The 22942-nt window shown below is 46.6% G+C and carries 17 protein-coding genes; 8 read left to right on the top strand and 9 right to left on the bottom strand.

Annotated features, from left to right (window positions below):
* Positions 1-16: 16 nt before the first annotated feature.
* Positions 17-1750: a cation:proton antiporter domain-containing protein gene (locus tag KDM90_RS13505; protein ID WP_212676128.1), complete on the bottom strand. Its 1734-nt coding sequence runs from the start codon at positions 1748-1750 to the stop codon at positions 17-19.
* A 253-nt stretch (positions 1751-2003) separates the two neighbouring features.
* Between KDM90_RS13505 and KDM90_RS13500 the strand changes: the two genes are divergently transcribed.
* Both KDM90_RS13500 and KDM90_RS13495 read left to right on the top strand, forming a co-directional pair.
* The gene (locus KDM90_RS13500; protein ID WP_212676127.1) at positions 2004-3683 is read left to right on the top strand and encodes an ATP-binding protein; all 1680 of its coding nucleotides are present in this window, start codon (positions 2004-2006) and stop codon (positions 3681-3683) included.
* Between the two features lie 51 nt (positions 3684-3734).
* Positions 3735-4472 (top strand): winged helix-turn-helix domain-containing protein, encoded by a 738-nt coding sequence (locus KDM90_RS13495; protein ID WP_230409800.1) that lies wholly within the window; start codon positions 3735-3737, stop codon positions 4470-4472.
* Between the two features lie 530 nt (positions 4473-5002).
* Here the strand turns inward: KDM90_RS13495 and KDM90_RS18170 are convergent.
* Positions 5003-5134, bottom strand: coding sequence for a hypothetical protein (locus KDM90_RS18170; RefSeq protein ID WP_268977751.1), 132 nt, complete (start codon positions 5132-5134; stop codon positions 5003-5005).
* 272 nt (positions 5135-5406) lie between these two features.
* Positions 5407-5934: a hypothetical protein gene (locus tag KDM90_RS13490; RefSeq protein ID WP_212676126.1), complete on the bottom strand. Its 528-nt coding sequence runs from the start codon at positions 5932-5934 to the stop codon at positions 5407-5409.
* Positions 5935-6177: 243 nt separating this feature from the next.
* On the opposite strand from KDM90_RS13490, the gene KDM90_RS13485 reads away from it, so the two are divergent.
* Together KDM90_RS13485 and KDM90_RS13480 are read left to right on the top strand one after the other, a co-directional pair.
* Positions 6178-7245, top strand: coding sequence for a 3-deoxy-7-phosphoheptulonate synthase (locus KDM90_RS13485; protein ID WP_212676125.1), 1068 nt, complete (start codon positions 6178-6180; stop codon positions 7243-7245).
* Positions 7246-7288: 43 nt separating this feature from the next.
* The gene (locus KDM90_RS13480) at positions 7289-7903 is read left to right on the top strand and encodes a DUF2242 domain-containing protein (RefSeq protein WP_212676124.1); all 615 of its coding nucleotides are present in this window, start codon (positions 7289-7291) and stop codon (positions 7901-7903) included.
* A gap of 268 nt (positions 7904-8171) precedes the next feature.
* Here KDM90_RS13480 and KDM90_RS13475 read toward each other — a convergent pair whose 3' ends face one another.
* Positions 8172-10421, bottom strand: coding sequence for a penicillin-binding protein 1A (locus KDM90_RS13475; protein WP_212676123.1), 2250 nt, complete (start codon positions 10419-10421; stop codon positions 8172-8174).
* A gap of 229 nt (positions 10422-10650) precedes the next feature.
* Between KDM90_RS13475 and KDM90_RS13470 the strand changes: the two genes are divergently transcribed.
* The gene (locus KDM90_RS13470) at positions 10651-11364 is read left to right on the top strand and encodes a hypothetical protein (RefSeq protein WP_212676122.1); all 714 of its coding nucleotides are present in this window, start codon (positions 10651-10653) and stop codon (positions 11362-11364) included.
* A gap of 71 nt (positions 11365-11435) precedes the next feature.
* Here KDM90_RS13470 and KDM90_RS13465 read toward each other — a convergent pair whose 3' ends face one another.
* From KDM90_RS13465 to metK, 5 genes are all read right to left on the bottom strand, one after another.
* Positions 11436-13181, bottom strand: a complete 1746-nt coding sequence (locus KDM90_RS13465) for an ABC transporter ATP-binding protein (RefSeq protein WP_230409799.1) — start codon at positions 13179-13181, stop codon at positions 11436-11438.
* A gap of 128 nt (positions 13182-13309) precedes the next feature.
* Positions 13310-15064 carry an ABC transporter ATP-binding protein gene (locus tag KDM90_RS13460; protein ID WP_212676120.1) on the bottom strand — a complete coding sequence of 585 codons (1755 nt, stop codon included), beginning with the start codon at positions 15062-15064 and terminating at the stop codon, positions 13310-13312.
* Positions 15065-15215: 151 nt separating this feature from the next.
* Entirely contained in the window at positions 15216-17288 is a 2073-nt protein-coding gene (locus KDM90_RS13455) for a prolyl oligopeptidase family serine peptidase (RefSeq protein ID WP_212676119.1), read from the bottom strand.
* A 203-nt stretch (positions 17289-17491) separates the two neighbouring features.
* Positions 17492-18439 carry a M14 family zinc carboxypeptidase gene (locus KDM90_RS13450; protein ID WP_230409798.1) on the bottom strand — a complete coding sequence of 316 codons (948 nt, stop codon included), beginning with the start codon at positions 18437-18439 and terminating at the stop codon, positions 17492-17494.
* 16 nt (positions 18440-18455) lie between these two features.
* On the bottom strand, positions 18456-19634 hold the full coding sequence (gene metK, locus KDM90_RS13445; RefSeq protein WP_212676118.1) for a methionine adenosyltransferase: 1179 nt from the start codon (positions 19632-19634) through the stop codon (positions 18456-18458).
* Positions 19635-19940: 306 nt separating this feature from the next.
* Between metK and KDM90_RS13440 the strand changes: the two genes are divergently transcribed.
* From KDM90_RS13440 to KDM90_RS13430, 3 genes are read left to right on the top strand one after another with little or no spacing between them, the layout of a single operon-like run.
* The gene (locus KDM90_RS13440; RefSeq protein WP_212676117.1) at positions 19941-20801 is read left to right on the top strand and encodes a lysophospholipid acyltransferase family protein; all 861 of its coding nucleotides are present in this window, start codon (positions 19941-19943) and stop codon (positions 20799-20801) included.
* A complete protein-coding gene (locus KDM90_RS13435; protein ID WP_212676116.1) occupies positions 20798-21697 on the top strand; it encodes an LpxL/LpxP family acyltransferase in 900 nt (299 codons plus the stop codon). The genes KDM90_RS13440 and KDM90_RS13435 overlap by 4 nt, the downstream gene beginning before the upstream one ends.
* 31 nt (positions 21698-21728) lie before the next feature.
* A complete protein-coding gene (locus KDM90_RS13430) occupies positions 21729-22658 on the top strand; it encodes an alpha/beta fold hydrolase (protein ID WP_212676115.1) in 930 nt (309 codons plus the stop codon).
* The last annotated feature ends 284 nt before the right edge of the window (positions 22659-22942 follow it).

Raw genomic sequence — 22942 nt, 5'->3', positions numbered from 1 at the left:
AGCGAAGGATGTCGGGCTACTGTCCGGCTACACGAGCCTCACGTTCTTGATCAAGAATTGCCGTAATCTGCTGGTCTGGCACATGCAGCGCACTTAGCGCAAAAAAACTCAATTGCAATCCTGCTTCCAAGGTCTCAGGAACCACTGCGGAAGCGCCCGCTTCGTGTAACTCCCTTGCATGAATTTCATCGCGGGAACGCGCATATATCAATAAATTTGGATACTCAGACCTAGCCGCCTTGACCGCATGCATCGCAGCGTTAGGCTGATCCATGGTGACAACAAATGCGGTCGCATGCTGCATATGCATCTTGCGCAACAAGTCAGGACGCGCTGCGTTTCCATAGAAGACATGCTTTCCTTTTTTCCGCAATTGCGCGACAGCATGGGCGTCATGCTCAATCGCTATATAAGCGACACCCTGTTGTTCAAAGACCTGTGCCAAAAGTTGACCAACACGACCGAAGCCCGCAATCACTATATGGGCACTTAATTCTGTTGGTACTGACTCAATAATAGGAGGGGAGTTTTTTTGCAAGTACTTATCAATACGCTCACCGACTAGTTGCCCAAACTTCGCAAAAGCTGGCGTCAACAACAAACTCAGACTTACCACCAACAACATGAATTGCGATAAATCCTTCGAAAAGATTTGATTTGTGGTTGCGACACCAATGATAACAAATGCAAACTCCCCTCCTTGCCCCAACAATGTCCCTCCCTCTAACGCCTTACCCCAATTTAAACCGCCTTTGCGCATAATCAACGTCACCACGCCTGCTTTAATAAAAAATAACCCCAACACTGCAAAAGTAATCCACACAAAATTACGCATCAACGCACTCAGATCGATTCCCATCCCGACAGACATGAAAAACAGCCCCATTAACAAGCCTTTAAATGGGTCTATCGTTACCTCAACCTCATGTCGATATTCGGTTTCTGCCAATAATAAGCCAGCTAAGAATGCACCGAGAGCCAAAGACAATCCGGCGGCAGCAGTCAAAGCCGAAATGCCGAGAGTCACCAATAAGGTTAATGCCATGAACACTTCAGGCTGTCGATGCTTCGCAAAATAACAAAATACCGGTCCAAGCACTCGTCGTCCAACAAAAAAAATCGCCAACACGGCGCCGGCTGATTTAAGCAGCGTCAGTGCAACGACAACCGACATATTCATATCGCCATTGCTTGCCAACAGGTCAACCAAAATCAAAAGCGGGACAACCGCAAAATCCTGCATCATCAAAATGGAAAAACTGGCCTGCCCGAGTGGACTCGGCAACTGCCGCTGTTGCGTTAAAAATTGCATCACCATTGCGGTCGAAGAGAGTGACAAAACCAACCCAAGTAAGATCGATACTTTCGTCGAATTTCCAAATACATAAGCACCGATCGCGATACATACCGCACTCAATAATAATTGCGCACCACCGCCCAAAAAAACCCAGCGGCGAAGATTCCAAAGTCGCTCCACCGATAGCTCTAATCCAATTAAAAACATCAAGAACATGACGCCTAGCTCAGCCAGCGAATGCATCTCTTCATCGCCGTGAAAAGCGATGTGACGCAACCAAGGAATATGCTCATCAAACTGTGCTAAGCCATGTGGCCCAAACAACAAACCAACACACAAAAATCCCAAAACTTGATTGATTCGATAGCGCTGCAGCAAAGGAATCAATATTCCTGCCAAAGTTAAGAATAAGATTGTTTCTCGAAGAAACGGCAGGGTTTCTTGGCTTTCCATTGTTCACCTTTGTTTAAAAATCTGCGCTGATCTACATTATCCTTAGATTGGAACCCATCAGTTTAGCCTAACGCAAGTAGAAATCGACTTGCTTGATTTTTTTGACTCAAACAATCATGGAGAAATGATGGAGATGTATTGAATGCTTCGTTTTTTTGCGCAAGTGTCAGATCCCGACCGTATTTCAACACCACTATTTGCCTGACATGGTTTGAACCATTACACTGCGTTTCTTTGGCAACGAGGTCTACTTGTGAAACTGTCGATTGGCTGGCGTTTATTTGTTGCGGTGTTGTTTGCATTGCTTAGCGTGATCTCAATCGCATTATTTCTCATGCAAAGAAAGATCAGTACGAATTTTGCTGACTATGCAGCAAAGATCGAGCTCGACCGTTTACAGGAGCTCAGCGAATCGATTCAAACGCAATATCAACAGTATGGTGAGTGGCACTTTCTGCCAGAGAAACAACAGGAGAAAGTTGTATGGATTCACCGCCAATTGCTACAGCTTTACCAACAGAAAATTCACTCAGAGTCGGCGGACTCAAGCATATCCAATGAAGTCCTCAATCTGGACAATCCGAATACCCTCAAATCCACCCAAGTTTCACCGCCATCAAAGCAGAATCTCGCAACGCAACAAAGCCCTGCACCTGCGCAAGCAAGATCGAATTCAAGGCATCATCCAATTCAACCAGTGAGTGCCGCTGCTGCCCCCATGCCACCCGCGCCGCCAGTGCCGCCAGTACCGCCACTCCCACCACTGCCACTCATAGCACCACCACAAAATCCTGAGCCAGTCGGACCGCCGGATCCAATTTTTAGCAAAGACGACAATAGCGAGTTCACAGGATTGGTATCGCGCATTAGCCTGCTCGACTCGCAACAACAGTATCTCGCAGGGCAAGTACTTGAAGAAAAGCGAGGTTCACAGCGTGCACTCCTCGTCAACGGCCAACTCATTGGTTACCTATTTGTGCAACAATCTGCACGTCCCACCGATGCTTTGGCAAAAGATTTTCTGCAACAGCAGTCGGAAACAATTTTTTTGATCGTTTTGATCAGCGTCGGTCTTAGTGGCGTTCTCGCACTCTTTTTGGCGCTACATATACGGCGCCCAATTTTCAACCTTGCTGAAGGAGCTCGCAAATTAGCAGACGGGGATTTTAATTGGCAGCTCGACACATCCCGTCGCGATGAACTAGGCACATTGGCCGAAAGTTTCAATAATTTGGCAAGAAAACTTCAGGCGACTGAACAACAACGTCGGCAGTGGGTCGCCAACACATCGCATGAATTAAGAACGCCCGTTTCCGTGTTGCGCGCCCAGATTGAAGCAATCCAAGATCAAATTCGTCCCATCAATTCAGAGAACATAGCTTTAATGCACCGGCAAGTTTTATCGCTGAATAAACTGATCGACGAACTATACTTGCTCGCCCAATCCGACGTCGGCGCCTTGACATACCAAATTGAAAGAATCAATCTCGCGGAATTAATTCATGAAGAAATTGAAAACTTTCAAGAGAAAGTTCGACGTGCCCAGTTAAGCTTGACGCTTCAGACCTCTCACGAAAAAATTGAAACCTTCGGCGACGTCGAGCGACTTCGACAAGTTTGTCGCAATCTATTCGAAAATTCGTTACGTTACACCGACGTTGGGGGGCAAATTAAGGTGAATATTCGCGTACAGAACGAACGGATTATGGTCGACATCGAGGACAGTGCGCCAGGTGTTTCTCCCCAAGCGCTCGAACACTTAGGTGAGCGCTTTTTCCGAGGAGAACATTCTCGCAACCGTCAATCGGGCGGTTCAGGTTTAGGCTTAGCACTATGCAAGCAATTGCTCGCTGCACAAAGAATCGGAATACAGTTTAGCCACTCCAATCTAGGCGGCCTACAAGTCCAGCTCTGCTTCGCGCTGGCACACTAACATTTCTACTCGAACGATTTCATTCACGCCATTTATTAGGATTCGCTATACATGAGTACCAGCCATCCCGCCATGCTGATTATTGAAGATGAACCGGATCTTGCCGCCTTGATTGCTGACTATGCACGCGCCAATCAATTTGAACCAACAATTATCCATGACGGCCAAGTTGCACTTGACTACCTTCTCCAACAACAATCACCGATACCAAACCAACAGTCGCTGCCGCGTAGCGCCATATTGGTACTGGATCTGATGTTACCGCGCTTAGATGGACTCAGTCTTTGTCGCGCTGTACGAACATTTTCAAACATCCCTATCATTATGGTCACAGCGAAAGTCGAGGAAATCGATCGCTTGATTGGACTCGACGCAGGTGCTGACGACTATCTATGCAAGCCATTTAGTCCACGTGAACTCATAGCGAGATGCAAAACAATTCTGAAGCGATGTCAATCTTACGATTCTGAACTCTCGAAGAAGAATCAGGCTCAACTATCTATTGACATCGCGAAACAGTCTGCACTCTTTGAAGGGAAAATCATCGATTTAACGCGTAGCGAATTCTTATTACTGCAACACTTTGTGATGCATCCAAGTCGCGTATTTTCACGTGCTCAATTGCTCGATATTGCATGTGAAGAAAAACTCGATGTCACAGATAGGGCAATCGATAGCCATATCAAAAATTTGCGCAAAAAATTACAGCTTATTACAGGTGAACAAGCTGTCATTCATTCTATTTACGGCGTTGGCTATCGCTTTGATGGCGTTGGTTCCGTCTGTTAAGCAAGGTGCTCACGGGATAAGCTTACCTTAGAAACAGACTTCTCGATTTGGTATTCGCACTTGATATTCGCACTTGATATTCGCGATCAGTATCCACGATTTCTCCACATTTCCCTTGCATCATAAATCCACTGAGGTAAAAAAATCTCTAAGACATCCGTCTACCTCGCGATGGATTTTTTCTCGATTCACCTCAGCACCTCTATCTAAAAAGGAGAAATGATGAGACTCATTACAATTTTGATCGCGACATGTTGTGTCGCTCACATTCACCATAGCGCAGCCCAAGAACCCAGGCAAGAAGTTCAAACGCCTCAACGACAAAACTCAGGAAAAGAACAGCAGGCCCTTATTGAAGATTCAAATATCAGGAAAAATCCTATCAATACGACCTGTAAAGATGAAAATAGTAAGCAAGAGTGTGAGCAAATCACCGCGCCACTTCGCCCTGCTAAAATCTCACGCCGTACTGTGAATTCACCGCTGCCCCCATTGCCGCCGCTTCCAATTGCACCGCCGCTACCACCGACTCAGCCCTCAGCGCCTGATCTGGCGGATCTACCAGAATTGCCACCACCACCACCACCACCACCACCACCACCACCACCACCACCACCACCACCACCACCACCACCACCACCACCACCACCTGATATAAACATCCCAGAGAAGGCACATGCAGCTTGCAGGGGTAAATCTGAAGGGAGTCAAATCCATTGGAGTGCAACATCACACCAACACTGGACTGGAACCTGCCACACACGTGATGGCAAGCCCTTTTTCACGGTAACTGAAATCAGGGTCGAGACGTAGAAAAATTTGGTGCCATCGGTATGAAGGGGGCCGATGGCACGATGGGGGTCAACAATTTATGAACCAGCATACCGATATCGACTGATGCATATGGCGATCTATTTTTATATTCGCCTAGCCTTCAACTAAACCAGGACTTGGCTTTCTTAAAGATGCTCTCTCGTACTGTGACATCGGATTGCAAACCTTGTGCAGAGGTTTGCATCAAAGCTTCGGACGCAACTGCAGTCTCTAGCTCTCGATACACCCGCAATTCAATATCATGCTCAAATCGTGCTCGGAAATGGCGATCAGTTTCTTGAATCGTGCGACGAATAATATGTTCTGCACTAGCCAGATCAATTTCAAAAAAATCCTGTGTCGAACGCTCTGGTCGCGTATGCGCCAAAATTGAAAAGATCGCTTCTAATGCCGTACCACTGTCCTGCGCTTGCATCTCAAAAACGCATTCATAAGCACCAGGAATCAAGTTACTTTTATCTCGATTTAACTCTAATGCTTTTGCCCAACCGCTGCGCCGCGAGACACCGATGTGTAGCAAGCCTTCCTTTAACCCACTATTACGTAAAGCATAAATTTGACCTGGTATGCCGCGCAAAGCACGCGGATCAAAATTTTTTTGCTGCCGACGAGTGGAAGTAGAAACCATAAAGCACCTAAACGAATTGGAGAGTTGTTCTACTTTACAAGACGCCAGTCCACTTCAAACTTAGAAACACCCCCCAAAAAGTAGGCTTATTTTCCCGTTCTGATCGCCATTCGAGCCGCATAAGGCTATTTTTGGCAATTTCCGAGGATTTTTCGGCGTTGAGAGTACAGTCATTGTGCAATGCATCAACTATAATGGACTGACAACGTTTCTCATTCACTCTCAATCACCTAGTGCCAGACTATGAATAGCCAAGATCTAGAAAATATCAATGTTACTTCGTTTGCTGCAATGCCAACACCGGAAGAATTACACGCCAAACTGCCGCTCTCAGAGCAAGCGGCAGCGGTGGTCGATGCTGGCCGGGAGCAACTAAAGCAAATTTTAGATCGACGTGACTCGCGGCTGATTGTGGTTGTGGGCCCCTGCTCAATTCATGATCCCGTCGCTGGCATTGACTATGCACGCCGCTTAAAAGCGCTACAAGAGGAAGTCAAATCAAGCATGCTATTGGTTATGCGCGTCTATTTTGAAAAACCACGCACAACCACTGGGTGGAAAGGTTATATCAACGATCCGTATATGGATGATTCATTCCAAGTTGATATCGGGATGGAAAAAGCACGACAGTTTTTACTTGATATCTGCGAATTAGGATTGCCTACCGCAACCGAGGCGCTAGATCCGATCTCTCCGCAGTATCTGGGAGATTTAATCGCTTGGACTGCGATTGGTGCCCGCACCACCGAGTCCCAAACCCATCGTGAAATGTCTTCCGGTCTATCAACACCGGTTGGGTTTAAAAATGGAACAGATGGCGACATAAGCATTGCGATCAACGCAATTTTATCAGCCTCACATCCCCATTCTTTTCTTGGTCTGAACGGACAAGGAAAAGTATCCGTTGTGCGGACTCGTGGCAACCAATACGGGCATGTGGTTTTACGTGGTGGTGATGGACGTCCAAATTACGATACAGTCTCCGTCGCGATGGCTGAACAAGCCTTGAAAAAAGCTCAATTACCAGCCAATATTATTGTCGATTGTTCGCACGCGAATAGTTTCAAGAAGCCTGAATTGCAACCGCTCGTCATGGCCGACGTCATCAATCAAATCGTCAATGGCAATCGCGCTTTAGTTGGCGTGATGATCGAATCGAATATCGTTGCAGGGAACCAAAAGATCCCTGCCGATTTAACCCAACTCACTTATGGTTGTTCAGTCACCGACGCCTGCGTGGATTGGGGAACAACTGAAACGATGATACGAGAAGCGCACCACCGCTTGATCAACCGATCAGTAAAAATTTAGAAATGGGTCAACAAGTTCTAACCTTGAGACGGAGCTGAAAGGCATGGGATACCTAAAAAAATTTATCGTTTATCCCAGCATGTCAATGCTGGTAACTTTCGTTTTGATCGGTTGTAGTAGCGTCAAACCCAAACTAGTACATCGCGATGAATTCGGCACCGCAGATATGTTCACCTACGCGGTTCCGGGCAACGCGCAAGAAAGTTGTGAAGCGTCTCGTCGCGCCTTGCTTAGCCAAGGTTACATCATCAGTGAAGCGAATGACAGCAATGTAAAAGGTCGTCGTAAATTTCAATCCGACGACGAAACCCATGTCGAAATTGAATTTAACATAGTTTGCGCACCCAATAGCAAAGGTAGCAATAGTACGACCATCTTTGCCAATGCAGTTCGAGACCGCTATTCCCTTAAAAAGAATAGCTCAAGTGCGAGCTTGGGTGTTGGTGGCATCGGCTCCATCTCGTTGCCTATCGGCGCGAGCAACGATTCGATGGTTAAAGTCGCGAGTGAAACGATCTCAGACGCCAAGCTGTATAGCCGCTTCTATGATCTGGTTGAACGTTACTTGGATGATGTGAAGAAGCCCGATAGCGAAATGTCTCAACTCCACTCACCAGCTCCGCAAGAACCCGCGAAAGAACAAGAAAAGATCAACTGAGTGACCCACTAGTGCCCCTGCCATTTGCAAAAGATTTTCTAACTATTACAAAGTACCAAGCTTAAAACTGAGAATCGACAAAAAATATGGATCGTCATCGTCAGGTCATATTTCATCGCTATGATGAAGACTCATCTGACTACTCCTCCAAGGGTGTGGATTTTGCCCGCAATCATTTGCGGGCTTTTTTTTACCGATCACGCAAATCGATCAAGCCCTGGAAGTGCAATTTGCGAAAATAAACTGAAGCGAATCTCCACTCAGTCATTCAAGGTTGTTCAATCGGTGGAAGTGTCGATTGGCTTTCTTCGATGTCCAAGGTTTTGACCCCACCCCCTTCTGCATATTCAGCGTAGATCCATTTACCATCTTGCATTAAAAGATTTTCTGGTACTGGTCTTGAATACTCAGGTTTTCCCTTCAAAGCATGGCGCATCGCGTCGATCCATATCGGCAAGGCGACCGTGGCACCAAATTCACGCCCTCCTAAAGATTTAGGATTATCAAAACCCATCCAGGAAACTGCCACAACATTTCCAGCATAACCCGCAAACCATCCATCAACCGCATCACTCGTTGTCCCTGTTTTACCCGCCAAATCACGTCGCCCCAGCTTTTGCGTGGCCGCAGCGCCAGTACCCGAGCGGACAACTTCTCGCATCATGCTATCCATTACGAATGCATTCCTACTATCCAACACGCGCATGTCTTCTGTAGGGGTAGCGGGGACTTTTGCCTCGAAAATCACTTTGCCTTTTCCATCTAACACTTTTTGAATTAACCAAGGTTGTACTTGAAAACCACCATTTGCAAATACCGCATAAGCTCCCGCCAATTGTAGCGGTGTAACCGCACCGGTGCCGAGAGCTAAAGTGAGGTTGAGAGGATGTTTCGCTTGTTCAAAACCGAATCGAGGCAAATAGTCACGCCCATACGACGCGCCAATCGCTTTCAAGATACGAACGGCGACAACGTTCTTTGACTGTGCCAATGCGCGTTGCATATCGATGGGACCATCATACTTACCATCATCATTACGTGGATCCCACTTCAACTCTTCTTCGCTCGTCTGTGACAAAGGAACATCATTAATCAAGCTTGAAGGTGAAAAACCTTTTTCCAATGCCGCTGAGTAGATAAATGGTTTCATTGCCGAACCTGGTTGGCGCCAGCCGCTCGTCACATGATTAAACTTCTTACGATTAAAATCAAAGCCACCGACCAAGGCGCGATACGAACCATCATCAGAATTTAAAGAGACGTAGGCTGCATCCACTTCGGGGGCCTGTGTAACTGACCATTTTCCACGATTATCTTGCATCACCCGAATTAATGCGCCGACGCGAATTTTTAAGTCCCGATTTGCTTTTGATTGCAAAGCACCAACCGCTAGGCGTAAGCCCTCCCCGCTAATTTCAACTGATTCCCCTGTTGCTAAATCCGCTTTTATGAGCTTACTCGAGACTTCGGTGACGACAGCAGAAATCAAGCCTTCACTAGACGGAAATTTTTGCAAAAATTCATCAATCACCTCATCTCGCTGACTATCATCACTGGGCAACTCAACAAAAGCCTCTGGTCCACGATACCCATGACGTTGATCGTAGAGAAGTACATTCCGTCGCAGTGACTCATACGCGGCATCTTGCTCATCACGATCTAGCGTCGTGATTACTTTGATACCTGTCGTATAAGCGTCCTCTTTAAACTGCTCATAGATTTTCTGACGCACCATTTCAGCAACATAGGCTGCATGCGACTCAAATTGCGGCACTTTCGTCACGTGTAAACGTTCTTTACTCGCGACATCAAACTGCGCCTGAGTAATGTCTTCGTGTCTCAACATACTTTTCAAAACGAGTATTTGACGTTTCTTTGCTCGCTCAAAATTCACCGCAGGATTATGGCGTGCTGGATTTTGTGGGATGCCTGCCAACATAGCACTTTCCGCAAGACTGAGATCTTTCAGCGATTTATTAAAGTAGGTACGCGCCGCACTGGAAAATCCATGAGTACGCTGGCCGAGATAAATTTGATTCATATATAGTTCAAGAATCTGATCTTTGCTTAGCGCATCTTCGATTCTTTTGGCCAACAGCATTTCGCGCAATTTGCGCGACATCGATTTTTCTCGTGTCAGAAAAAAATTTCTCGCAACTTGCATCGTAATCGTCGATGCCCCCTGCTGTACGCCCCCTGTTACCGAGGCGACAAGCGCACGCGCGACACCAATGTAATCGACACCCGTGTGCTCATAAAACCGAGCGTCTTCGATAGATAGCACGGCCTTTTTTAAAGTTTCAGGAATTTCTTTGATCGGAACAAAATCGCGATGTTCTTCGCCAAACTCACCAATCAAGGTGTTATCTGCCGTATAAATTCGAAGAGGAATTTTGGGCTGATAATCGGTCACCGCGGTCAACTCGGGCAATCCAGGTGCTAACACCAAGAAAACATAGGCCAATACAGCTAAAACAAAAATCGAAACACCGGCAGCGGCAGCGAATAACAATTTCATAAAATTTAGCTAGCAGATATCTAGCGCACAGGATGAAAGGAAACAGTGTAATCGGAGTCGATCTTGAAGCAAGCACTTTCTTTCACGGGTACTGCCATTCAATACCTTTTAGGGCATTCTTCTATTTCTATTAATTAAACAAGGGTTTGTGTCGATCCTCGTTTAGACTAATCACTTTCCCTCTTGGGTGTAGCGAAGCACAACAAACAAAAAGAAATCCAAAATTCCTATGGCAATTTTCATAAAGGTTCGTTCCCCTACAACCATATCGGCATTCATCGTCTTGTTAATCCACGGATATTTAATAATCAATTTCTTCGAAAATTCATATTTTTATTCGCCAAGAGCGAAGCTTCTTCAAACTTCAACTAAGCTTGTCTTTTTCACTCGCTACAAAAATCTCACAAACACATCCGAATCTAAGCAAATCAGTCGCAATCCAGATGGCTCCGGAGGAATCAAAAAAACCACAGAAACAAGCTATATCATTAGTACCAAAAAAACGAAGCAAACAAAAGGAAAAGAAAATATAAGTGTTTTGCCTGTCATTGGATCTAAACACGACCTCACATTTGGCACGCCCGAATCGGTTGAATCTCCGCTTATGAGATCGGGTTCCATTAACCGTGACCTCACTAGCATTCGCAGGGCATTAGAACATGACCAATTTTTTGAACAGCAAAAACTAGAGGCTGCCAAACCACCAAATCAAATTGTCCGAGAGTATTGGGAAAAACAAAATTATCCTTTCCATGACAAACGGGATGAACTAAGAGGCAAGCTCGCCCAAGCTGGCAAACCACCCGGCACAGAAATCGAAACCTATACAAGGAGCGATGGAAGCAAAATTTCCAAGGTGAACGGGCGCTGTTATAAGGCGCCAGATCCCGGCAGAACCTATCTGCACCAACCCGAAGTTCGTCAGGTTACTTGCCTTCGATAGTACTTTAGTTGCGATCATCATCTGCGAAGGGATGTACAAACTAGATCTGAAAAATTAAAGATCGAAGAGGATCACAATTCTAAGGTTTGTAGCAAATACAGTTTTTGGTACAAACCATTTTGAATTTCCATCAACTCGCTGTGCGAGCCTTGTTCTGCGAGGCGACCGTGATTTAATACAACAATTTGATCTGCATCCCGGATCGTAGAGAGACGGTGCGCAATCGCAATCACGGTGACTGATCCCCGTAATGCATTGAGTGCGACCTGAACGATTTGCTCAGTTTCGCTGTCGATATGAGATGTTGCCTCATCTAAGAACAGAATTTTGGGCTTTCCTGCCAACGCTCGCGCAATCGCAATCAACTGCTTTTGACCAGTTGACAGTTTCGCACCACCTTCACCAAGTGGCGTTAAATAGCCATGTTCCAGTTGTAAGATGAACTCATGTGCGTGCGCAGCTTTGGCCGCAGCAATCACGTCAGCATCAGAAATATCGCGTCCCATCGTAATATTTTCACGCGCATTGGCAGCAAGTAGAAATGGTTCCTGCGGCACTAAGCCGACACTCGCACGAAAATTTTCATCGCTCAGTTCTGACAATACGAAATCATCAATTTTTATCGTACCGCTTTGCGCCGTATAAAAACGTAGTAACAAGCTCAACAGGCTCGATTTGCCACTACCAGTGTGTCCAACGATGCCGTAAAAACTTCCCGCCGGAATACGCAAATCAATATCATGTAAAACAAACTGTGGCACCTGGTAGGCAAAGTTCAGTTTTTCAATTGTTAACGCACCCTTCGATACTTCCATACTCGTATGAGAAGAAGGTGCCGGCTCTTCTTGCAAAAGAGTATTCACGCGCGCGGCGGAAACCACCGCTTGCTGTATCTGTCCGAATTGCAAAGTAATCTGTATCAGGGGATCAACGACCCGTGCGATGTAACTAACAAATGCATACAAAACCCCTACTTCCAATCCAGAAAATTCGCGCTGTCCATAGATAAAAATGACGGCGACCAAGAGTAAGGAATTCAATAAATCTAATGCTGGACGTAACAGCCATGCATTCGCCCGCAACTCGTCAACTCGCGCAGCATAGTGTTGTTGATTCGCTCCCTCAAATCGGGTACCGAATGCCTGTTCAGCATTGCACGCCTGAAGCGCAGTCATTCCATTAATACTCTCTGCGACTTGCGCATTGATTTCGCTGCGCATCTGCCGCGCGCGAGTCACCGCAGGCGCGCTCCAACGCTGATAAAACCAGACAATTACAACGACAGCAGGCACTAAGGTCAATACGATCAACATGAGACGCCAATCCAGCCAAGCCATCGCAATCAGCGCACCAAGTACCACAATAGAACTATCCAGCATCACGAACAAAACCTGCACGTATAAATTCTTTACCGCTTCGGTATCGTTGGTGACACGACTGACTAGCTGGCCCGTGATCGCTTTATCAAAAAACGCCATTGGCAAACGCAACACATGCGCATAGACCTGTTCACGCAAACGCCTCACGGAACGCATAGCAACACCTGCCAATCGTGCCAACTGCAGATAGCGTAACCAAGTTGCCCACCAGCCGGTCACAAGAAAGACTGCCAACAAGACTCCCATCATCGGCAAGTCTTGATTGCGAGGTAGTAAGTAGTAATCAATGAACGCTTTTCCAAGAATTGGACCTAAAGCCTCGAGGCCAGATGCGAGCAAAAGAAAAACCACCCCCAAAACAACATGGCGCCGCTCTGGTTTAGCAGCATTCATCAATAGCTGCACTGCAAGTTTTCTCTCAGATACGGGCGATTTCATTATTTCACTCATCGAATACATTTCAGAAAATGGTGTGGATCACGTCAATTCACGACCCCATTTATCGATTTCAACTCTCGGTTATCCATGTGTGCCACGGCATAACCCAATACATGTCTTACGACAGACTAACTTGCCGCTTCGATTGCCGCCTCAAGTTGCTGATACTTCCATTGGCTTGCATACCATGCGTCCTGCGCCAATAGCTGCTCATGGCTACCTTGTTCAACTAAGCAACCATCGCGCAAGACCAAAATGTAATCCGCATCAACGACGGCGCTTAATCGATGGCTGACGATGATTGCAGTTCGCTCAGGATGCCCAGTTTTTAACTCTGCGAGATGGCGCAAGATGCGCGTCTCTGTATCAGTATCGATTGCCGACAAGGCATCGTCGAGCAGAAGCAATGGACTATCAGTCAACAGTGCTCGAGCAATCGCAACACGTTGCTTCTGGCCGCCCGATAGAGTGACACCGCGCTCTCCGACCGGCGTGTCATAAGCTTCTGGGAAACGCAAAATATCATCATGAATCGCAGCCAATTTTGCCGCAACCATAATCTGCTCGCGACTTGCTGTGGGGTTAGAGAGTGCAATGTTTTCCGCAATCGATGCGGAAAACAAAAACGGTTCTTGCGAAACCCAGTTGATAGCGCTACGCAGACGTACCAAGGGAAATGCCTGAACTAATGTTTCGCCCCAACTGATCTGCCCTTGTTGTGCTTCGAACTGACGCAAGATAAGACGCAACACGCTCGACTTTCCAGCACCAGTCGGGCCAACAATACCCAAGGTTTGACCTGGCAGCAATTCAAAACTGAGATTGTTCAGGGCTAGTTTAGATTGTGCTGGATAAGAAAAATGAATCTGTTCAAATCGTATTTTTCCAACGGGTTGTGCATCAAGTTTTCCGAGATCTCGAACTACCAATTCTGCTTTCAGCACGGGACGTAATCTTGCCCATGCTGCTTTTCCACGCTCCAACAAGGACAATACCCAACCCGCTGCAAACATCGGCCATATCAGCTGCCCCAAATACATACTAAATGCCGTGAGGTTGCCTATACTCATTTCACCGTGCCAAACCAAATAGGCACCGACCCCCAAGGTCAATGCACCTGCAGCGGTGAGCGTAATCCCAACGGCTGGCTCGTATGCTGCTTCCCAACGTTGCGAGCGCAAACTTGCCGCAGCAGCCTGTTCTGCCAGTACCGCGAATTGCTCTGCGCTGCGCTGCTCCAGTCCAAGTACGCGTAATGTCCGTACACCTGAAATACTTTCCTGAACATGATCATTAAGCTGACTAAACCGCTCCAAGGATTCTTTCGATGCATCATGAATTTGATGGGTAATCCGTTTGAAGGCCCATGCCATAAAAGGAAAAGGAAGTAAGCTTGCCAACGCAAGACGCCAATCGACGCCCAAGGTCATCATCGCGATCACCAACACGAAGGTCATCAACCCATCGAATCCAGCGAGTGCCGCCTCGCCCGCCGCTAATTCAATCGCATCAGCATCATTCGTTCCAAGTGCCATTAAATCACCAGTACGCTGCTGTTGAAAAAAGGCGGGGTTTTGCAGGCTCAGGCGCTGATATAAGCGCAAACGCAATTCTGCGCCTAATTTATAGGATGCTGCGAACAATTGTAGACGCCAGCCGACCCGTAAGAAGTAAATGGCGACGCCCATCATTACAATCGTTGCCAATTCCCAAATCAAGGCCTCGCCATGCAAATGATGCTGCACCATCGCATCAATCACTTGTCCAATCTTACGTGGGATCAGAATTGTAAAGCTTGCGACCATCAACAACATCACTGCGGCAGCACTATACGCGCGCCAATGCTGACGGATAAATTGCGCGAGAAGCTGGTATAAGCTCATTTGGGACATTCCAAATAATTCAATCAAATAGCAAGTAATCTAAGTCTTGCACGATTTCTTACGGTGGCAAAAAAAACAAAAAAGCAGGGAAAACTCACCTGCTTTTTTGTCGTTTAGTTTGACACCGCAACACACAAATAACGAATAACTTTTACTTTAGCATATTCCAAAGGAATGAATAGGTAATCGCACTCATATCAGCCCGTTGCGCATTATTCGCAGCCCCACCATGCCCGCCCTCGGTGTTTTCAAAATACCATACATTGGGATGGCCTTGCTCCAACATCTTTGCCGCCATTTTACGGGCATGTCCAGGATGGACACGATCGTCACGAGTGGAGGTGATGAACAAGACGTTGGGATATTTCACTTCCGCTTTGACGTTGTGGTAAGGTGAATAACGTTGAATAAACTCCCATTCTTGCGGCACATCTGGATTGCCATATTCCCCCATCCAAGATGCGCCTGCCAACAGTTTATTGAATCGCTGCATGTCTAACAAAGGAACTTGACTCACCACGGCATTGAATAAATCAGGTCTTTGTGTCAATGCAACGCCTGCCAATAAGCCACCATTACTTCCGCCCATCGCGCCTAGATGTTGAGAGCTCGTAACCTTACTCGCAATCAAGTCTTCCGCAATTGCAGCAAAATCCTCGTAAGCACGCTGGCGATTTTGTTTCAACGCAGCTTGATGCCAACGTGGACCATATTCACCACCGCCTCGAATATTCGCAACCACATACACCCCGCCTTTTTCCAACCACGCTTTACCCGTGCCACCCGAATACGAGGGTGTCAATGAAACCTGAAACCCACCATATCCATAAAGCAGAGTTGGATTGCGGCCATCGAATTGGATATCTTTTCTGAACACCATAAAATACGGAACTTTTGTGCCATCTTTAGACGTCGCAAACTTTTGCAGTGTTTGGTAGGGGCTCGCATCAAAGAAGGCCGGAGCCGATTTCAATAATTCGCGCTGATCCGTGCCAGCCTTTGCCAACTGCAAGACGCTCGGCGTCAAATAATCAGAGTAACTGAGTAGATATTCGTCGGACTTATCTGCATCCAGAGGGCTGACGCCGACCGCGCCCATCGTCGGTAAATTCACATTACGCGCACTCCACTTACCGCCTTTGAATTGCAACTCGACCAAACTACTCTTAACGTCCTGCAGCAATTGCATCAAAAGAAAATTCTTTGTCGCAGTGAGACCTGTAAATGATGCATGCTCGGTTGGTTGAAATAAGACCGTAAAATTCCTGTCGCCTTTCAAGAATTTATCAAAGTCAATCGCTAGCACACTGCCTTGAGGATATGTTTTGCCGCCTGTGGTCCAAGACTCGTTTGGTGTGACGATCAATTGCGACCCAAAAAACTCGTAGCCAGTTTGTGCGGGAATATCTAGTTTTTGTAACTTACTACCTTGCATTAAGAAGACTTCTGAAGTGTAAAAGGTCACTGCACGATTAACAATTTGATGGGCAATACCGCGGTGGCGTGCCACGCCGGCTGACACACTGATATCTTCTTTTTGTCCTTCAAAGACAGTTTTTGCTGTTCCTATTGGTGTGCCTCTAGACCATTCTTTGACAATCCGTGGATAACCAGAATCAGTCAGACTGCCAGCACCAAAATCCGTCGCAATGTATAAGGTGTCTTTGTCGCGCCATGCGATATTCATCTTTGCCTCAGGTAGAGCAAAGCCATCCTTTAGAAAACGCTTCGATTTCAAATCCAGTTCTCGAATGGTCACGGCATCAGCACCGCCTCGGGACAAGCTAACGATGCATCGATCAAATTCTGGCTCTCGACACTGGCTTCCTTTAAACACCCAATTCTCTTTTTCCTCTTTGGCAATCGCATCAAGATCAAACACGATCTCCCACTTTGGTTGTGGCTTGCGATATTCACGCATACTCGTTTTGCGCCATATACCACGTGGATGATCTGCGTCCATCCAGTAGTTATAGACCCAATTCCCCATCTTCTGAATACCAGGAATGCGATCTTTTGAATCCAAAATCACTTGAAGATCGTTACGCAATTTTAAAAAGCCTTGATCGCTGTCTAACTTATTCCGTGTCTCTTGATTCCTCGCTTTAACCCAATCTAAAGCTTTTTCTCCACCCACGTCTTCTAGCCACTGATGTTTATCTTCGACTTGTGCGAATATGCTTGGCGCACCTAAAACGAGTGCCGCAGCGACGAGTATTTTCATATTTGTCTTCATTTTTTCTTTATTTGATGTAGTCATTGGAAATTCGGTTCAATGTCAACCACTTGATACGGCATGGAGCGCCTAGCTTTACCACGGTGTCCAAGCTGCACAAAGTATAAACCGTGCGCGTAGCGGTTTATTTGGCAATGCTAAACTACGTAGAAAATTTAGAAAAAGCTGTCAAAGCCAATATCTTGGAAAGCTTACTTTTTACGAACCGATACATTATTTCGTATCCAAATTTGCATATCGGACCAAATGCGTGCAGTTTCAGCAGGACTAGGCATATTCAAGGCGTGTGGCAGTTCTATTGTCAAAACTGGAGTCTCCTGATGCATCCCACTGTAATTACCGAGCGAACCTGCGTAGACGCCGACACGATTAAAGTGGAGTCGACCAAATCGCGTCGGTGGCTGTGCTGGTCCATCTAAATCCAACACGCCAAATGGCGCATGCACAGAAATGATCACATCTGGCTTGAACGTCGTGATGGTTTCAAATACCCACTTACTTTCAGGTTCCGAAACAGGAGTCTTACCTGGATAACGACGCGGATCGCTTTTGGTTTTTTGTTCCCAATACTTAAGCGCTTCTTTATCCCAATCGGGCGTTGGAAAATTACGATTCAGATCGACACCTCGCGCGTTAACACGCGTCGCTTTGGGCGCTAGTAAACCGTCGGGATTGACCAATGGTGCAACCTTCCACTGAAACTCTTGTGTGGGATTTTTTGCTAATGTTTCTAGCCATTTAAAAACCACAGCGGTCGCGGTTTTTTCATCGCCATGAATGCCCCCGATCAACAAAACTTTTCTCGCGCGTTTGAGTTTAGGATCGGACGAAAAATCTCTCGTCATCAAAGGCAGTCCTTTAAACGACTTACCAGAGCTCACCTGGAGTCGACTAGTGCGACACTCATTCAACGATACTTTTGGCAGACGTGGTGTAACTTGCTTACACCAATCTTGTAATGCCTTGAGGTGATTGACATTTCTTTGCACCCCAGATCCAGGGCTAAAACTGGTCTCTTCAACAGCGTGTGCCGACAAAGAAAAGAGCGATGCGCTCAACAGCAACATCGCTCCTCGACTTATCAGTTGACTGATCTGCTTTGACGTCAAAACCACTGGCGCTAAACGATTCAAAATCAAGCCATTTCGAATTGGTTTATAAACCTGCCGCAGCACGCAAAATCTGTGCTTTATCAGTACGCTCCCAAGTAAACTCCGGTTCCTCACGACCAAAATGGCCGTAGGCTGCCGTTTTTTGATAAATTGGGCGCAATAAATCCAACATTTGAATAATGCCGCGAGGACGCAAGTCAAAATATTCGTTGACCAAAGCTGCAATTTGCTCATCCGGAATCACGCCCGTTCCTTCCGTGTACACAGTCACATTCATTGGGCGTGCTACACCAATTGCATAAGCCACTTGGATTTGACATTGCTTCGCCAAGCCAGCTGCCACAATATTTTTTGCAACATAACGCGCAGCATAAGCAGCAGAACGGTCGACCTTAGTTGGATCTTTGCCTGAAAAAGCACCACCACCGTGTGGGCATGCGCCACCGTAGGTATCAACAATAATTTTACGTCCTGTCAATCCACAATCGCCTTGTGGACCACCGATGACAAAGCGACCAGTCGGGTTAATCAGGAACTTCGTATCTTTCAACCATTCAGCCGGTAACACAGGGCGAATAATTTCTTCAACGATGGCCTCCACAAACGAAGCTTTCATTTTATTGCCATCACTCTGATCAGGACTATGTTGAGTCGACAGCACTACGGTATCAATGCTATGTGGTTTACCATCAACATATCGCATAGTGACTTGGCCCTTTGCATCTGGACGCAAAAATGGCAGGCGACCGTCCTTCCGCAATTGTGCCTGGCGTTCGACTAAACGATGGGAATAGTAAATTGGCGCAGGCATTAATTCTGGTGTTTCGTCGCACGCATAACCAAACATTAAACCTTGATCACCCGCCCCGGTATTTAAATGATCATCCGACGCGTGATCCACGCCTTGCGCAATGTCATTGGATTGTTTGTCGTAAGCGACTAAAACCGCGCAGCCTTTGTAGTCGATACCATATTCAGTATTATCGTATCCAATCCGCTTGATCGTATCGCGCGCAACTTGAATATAATCCACATGTGCATTGGTGGTAATTTCACCAGCCAAAACCACCAAACCGGTATTGACCAGGGTTTCTGCTGCAACACGAGAACGAGGATCTTGTTCGAAAATGGCATCCAAAATCGCATCAGAAATTTGATCAGCAACTTTGTCTGGGTGACCTTCAGAAACGGATTCTGAAGTGAAGAGAAAATCATTTGCCATCGCAGGCTCCTATATAAGTGACGTTAAGTCGCAGTCAGAAAGGTTTCCTGCGACGCTTTAGCGAAATTTATAACCCGCTTCGCAAGTTGTCTGTTTAACTCGGCGGGGGCAACCAACCTATTTATGTCGCGATTCTAAAAATGTCGCAGAACCGATCGATAATTTCATTCGATTGCCAATATGTGCTATTTTACGCCTCTTATTGGTTTCATGTCGAATTGCCTTAGATTTTTGAGGTGTATCAATATGACTCGCATTTATACTCCTTAGCATTTCATTACTATTTTCATCTCCACTTTCTGGCTCATGCTGCTACGACTGTTCCGTTTTTTATCCGTTTTTCCACTGCCACTATTACATTTTGTCGGCGTCATTCTTGGCTATATAGTCTACGCGCTATCGCCTACCTATCGTCAACGTATGCGTGACAATATGGCATTAGCTGGAGTTCAACCCCATCTGGGGCGCGCGATTCGTGAAGCAGGGAAAAATATCATGGAACTGCCCCTGATTTGGTTAGGTAGTCACGAGCGTCTCGCCGCCAAAGTCTCTCTAGAAAACTGGGAAATCGCACAAGCTGCGATTGATGCGAAGAAAGGCGTGGTGTTTTTAACTCCCCACTTAGGTTGTTTTGAGTTGTCAGGAAAATCGATTGCCTTGCGAACCAAAATGACCGTACTTTATCGGCCACCGCGTAAAGAAGCATTGAAGCCACTACTTGAAGATGCGCGAGCATCGAGTGGGATGTTACTGGCGCCCGCGAATCTTTCTGGCGTGCGTGCTTTAGCGAAAGCACTTAAAAAAGGAGAGGCGATTGGTTTATTGCCTGACCAAGTTCCACAAGAAGGCGAAGGCGTTTGGGCTAATTTTTTTGGTAAGCCAGCTTACACGATGACCTTATCCGCAAAATTAGCCAACATGACCGGAGCACCGATTATTCTGACGTATGCAGAGCGCTTGCCTTTCGGTCGTGGCTTTGTACAACGATTTGTGCCGTTCGAAGAGGCTCTGGACGGTGAGCCTTCCGAGCAAGCCCGTGCCATCAATCGTGCAATGGAAAAACTCATTGCCGAGGCACCATCGCAATACTTTTGGAGCTATCACCGCTACAAAAAACCGGATGGAGTCAGTGGACCAGAAGAATTCAATCAGCAGGAAACAACATGAGATTTGCGATCGGCTTGATGTGGTTGCTGCACTGGTTACCACTACCGATTTTGGCGCGCATCGGTGAACTGATCGGCGGCCTACTTTATTTGAGCCTAAAACGTCGACGCCATATTTGCATGACGAATTTACGCCTTTGTTTTCCTGCCATGTCGGAGCAAGAACGGAAACAAATCACACGACGCCATTTTCAAGTCTATGTTCGCAGTGTCTTGGAACGAAGTATTCTTTGGTGGTCATCAGAGGCGCGTCTTCGCAAACTAATTCACGTGGAATATAGTGCGCCTATGGCAGAAATGCTTAGCAGTCCAACGATTTTTATGTGCCCACACTTTGTGAGTCTTGACGTCGCTGGCGTCGCCGTCATGTTGGAATCCTCACTCTGCTCGATTTATACAACGCAAAGAAATAAGTCCTTTGACAAAGCCTTGCGACGTGGTCGTTCGCGCTTTCGTCCAGTCAAACTGTTTTCTCGCGCCGAAGGCGTGAAACCCATCATCCGCGCGATGAAAGAAAACCTACCTTTTTTCATGTTGCCTGATATGGATTTTGGCCGCAAAGATGCAGAATTCGTTCCATTCTTCGGTGTCCCAGCTGCGACTTTGACCGCATTACCACGAATTGCTGCCGCTACGCATGCCAAGGTGATCCCTGTCATTGCCAGCATACGTCCAAACTATGACGGTTGGAATGTTAAATTCGATCACGCTTGGACCGAGTACCCCCATGCTGATATTGTGAGCTCAACCCGCTTCATGAATAGTTACATTGAGGCTGAGATCTTGCACATGCCAGCGGAATATTTTTGGACACATCGTCGATTTAAAACACGACCAGAAGGTGAATCCAACGTCTATCGGGAATCACAGGCTCGCTTCCAAGATACACATCATTAAAGTTCCCGCTCACTCCTACTAAGGTATGTCGATGAAACTATCTCAGAAAATCTTAATCGGACTCACAGCGATTGTTATCACCGCCGTGTCTTATTACGAATTTAGGAATCCTGAGAAAATCGACTTAAACTCAGCCGTTAGGCAACAGATAGGTGGCACATACGCACAACTCAGCGATGGCTATACCTACTACGAAGAAGCTGGTCCGAAAGATGGTCGCGTGATCCTCTTGGTGCATGGATTTTCTGTCCCTTCTTATATTTGGGACACAAGTTTTGCTATCTTAAGCAAATCAGGTTATCGCGTCATTCGTTTTGATCTGTTTGGTCGAGGGTATTCAGATCGTCCAGATGCACAGTATGACGGTGCGATGTATGCTCGGCAAATCAACGAATTACTCGCGACACTCAACATTTCGCAAAAGGTCGACGTGGTCGGGCTATCATTCGGCGGCTTCATCGGTGCATATTACGCCGCCCATTTTCCCGAAAAGATACGCAGTCTAAGCTTGGTGGATCCCTCTAATTCACCCGCGCAATTGGTTTGGCATCGCAGCATTCCATTGTTGGGCGCGTATTTATTTCAAGTGAATGAGCTACCCCAAAAAGCAGAAAGCCAAAGCGTCGACTTCCTCCATCCCGAACAGTACCCTAATTGGGCAGAGCGCTATCGCCCACAAATGCAATACAAAGGATTTGGTCGCGCGTTAAGACGATCATCCTTGCGTCTTGCGGCTGCCGATTTCAACGCCATGTACGCATCGATCCGTGTGGCACACACTCCCGTACTGTTAGTTTGGGGAAAACAAGATACAACCCTGCCGATCTCTGGTGCCGTTAATGTACGCAAGGGGATACCCGACTTGGAATTCGTCGAGATTGATCAAGCTGGTCACTTGCCGCATATCGAGCAACCTGAAATTTTTCATCAACACTTGCTCACATTCCTACAAAAACACTAGCTCAACCCAAATGTAATACCGGGTTTATCAGCAAAGTGTATTGGCATTCAAACGATGTAAAGGGCGGAACGCGTCGTAAGCCTGTCTCAATAGACCTTCATGCGGGCGACAGCGTGATGTAGGTAATCTGCTCCACAATTTCTCCTAATTGGGACAATATAGTTCGATTCAAATTGTGATTCTGAATTATTTACTTTTCTAAAACAGACGAAAGAATCGAGACCATGTCTATCCACCCGACTAGCTTCGACTTGCCAAAACAAAACTGCTTTCTTCGACTATTT

The organism is Affinundibacterium fentianense, assembly GCF_018139545.1.
GTDB lineage: Bacteria > Pseudomonadota > Gammaproteobacteria > Burkholderiales > Burkholderiaceae_D > Undibacterium > Undibacterium fentianense.
This window is presented reverse-complemented; position numbering and strand designations above follow the sequence as displayed.

Bases quoted from the DNA above. Each gene is read 5' to 3' on its own strand.
- KDM90_RS13505 (WP_212676128.1), bottom strand. From the start codon at position 1,750: ATGGAAAGCCAAGAAACCCTGCCGTTTCTTCGAGAAACAATCTTATTC.
- KDM90_RS13495 (WP_230409800.1), top strand. From the start codon at position 3,735: ATGAGTACCAGCCATCCCGCCATGCTGATTATTGAAGATGAACCGGAT.
- KDM90_RS18170 (WP_268977751.1), bottom strand. From the start codon at position 5,134: ATGTTTATATCAGGTGGTGGTGGTGGTGGTGGTGGTGGTGGTGGTGGT.
- KDM90_RS13490 (WP_212676126.1), bottom strand. From the start codon at position 5,934: ATGGTTTCTACTTCCACTCGTCGGCAGCAAAAAAATTTTGATCCGCGT.
- KDM90_RS13485 (WP_212676125.1), top strand. From the start codon at position 6,178: ATGAATAGCCAAGATCTAGAAAATATCAATGTTACTTCGTTTGCTGCA.
- KDM90_RS13480 (WP_212676124.1), top strand. From the start codon at position 7,289: ATGGGATACCTAAAAAAATTTATCGTTTATCCCAGCATGTCAATGCTG.
- KDM90_RS13475 (WP_212676123.1), bottom strand. From the start codon at position 10,421: ATGAAATTGTTATTCGCTGCCGCTGCCGGTGTTTCGATTTTTGTTTTA.
- KDM90_RS13470 (WP_212676122.1), top strand. From the start codon at position 10,651: ATGGCAATTTTCATAAAGGTTCGTTCCCCTACAACCATATCGGCATTC.
- KDM90_RS13465 (WP_230409799.1), bottom strand. From the start codon at position 13,181: ATGAAATCGCCCGTATCTGAGAGAAAACTTGCAGTGCAGCTATTGATG.
- KDM90_RS13460 (WP_212676120.1), bottom strand. From the start codon at position 15,064: ATGAGCTTATACCAGCTTCTCGCGCAATTTATCCGTCAGCATTGGCGC.
- KDM90_RS13455 (WP_212676119.1), bottom strand. From the start codon at position 17,288: ATGAAAATACTCGTCGCTGCGGCACTCGTTTTAGGTGCGCCAAGCATA.
- metK (WP_212676118.1), bottom strand. From the start codon at position 19,634: ATGGCAAATGATTTTCTCTTCACTTCAGAATCCGTTTCTGAAGGTCAC.
- KDM90_RS13440 (WP_212676117.1), top strand. From the start codon at position 19,941: ATGCTGCTACGACTGTTCCGTTTTTTATCCGTTTTTCCACTGCCACTA.
- KDM90_RS13435 (WP_212676116.1), top strand. From the start codon at position 20,798: ATGAGATTTGCGATCGGCTTGATGTGGTTGCTGCACTGGTTACCACTA.
- KDM90_RS13430 (WP_212676115.1), top strand. From the start codon at position 21,729: ATGAAACTATCTCAGAAAATCTTAATCGGACTCACAGCGATTGTTATC.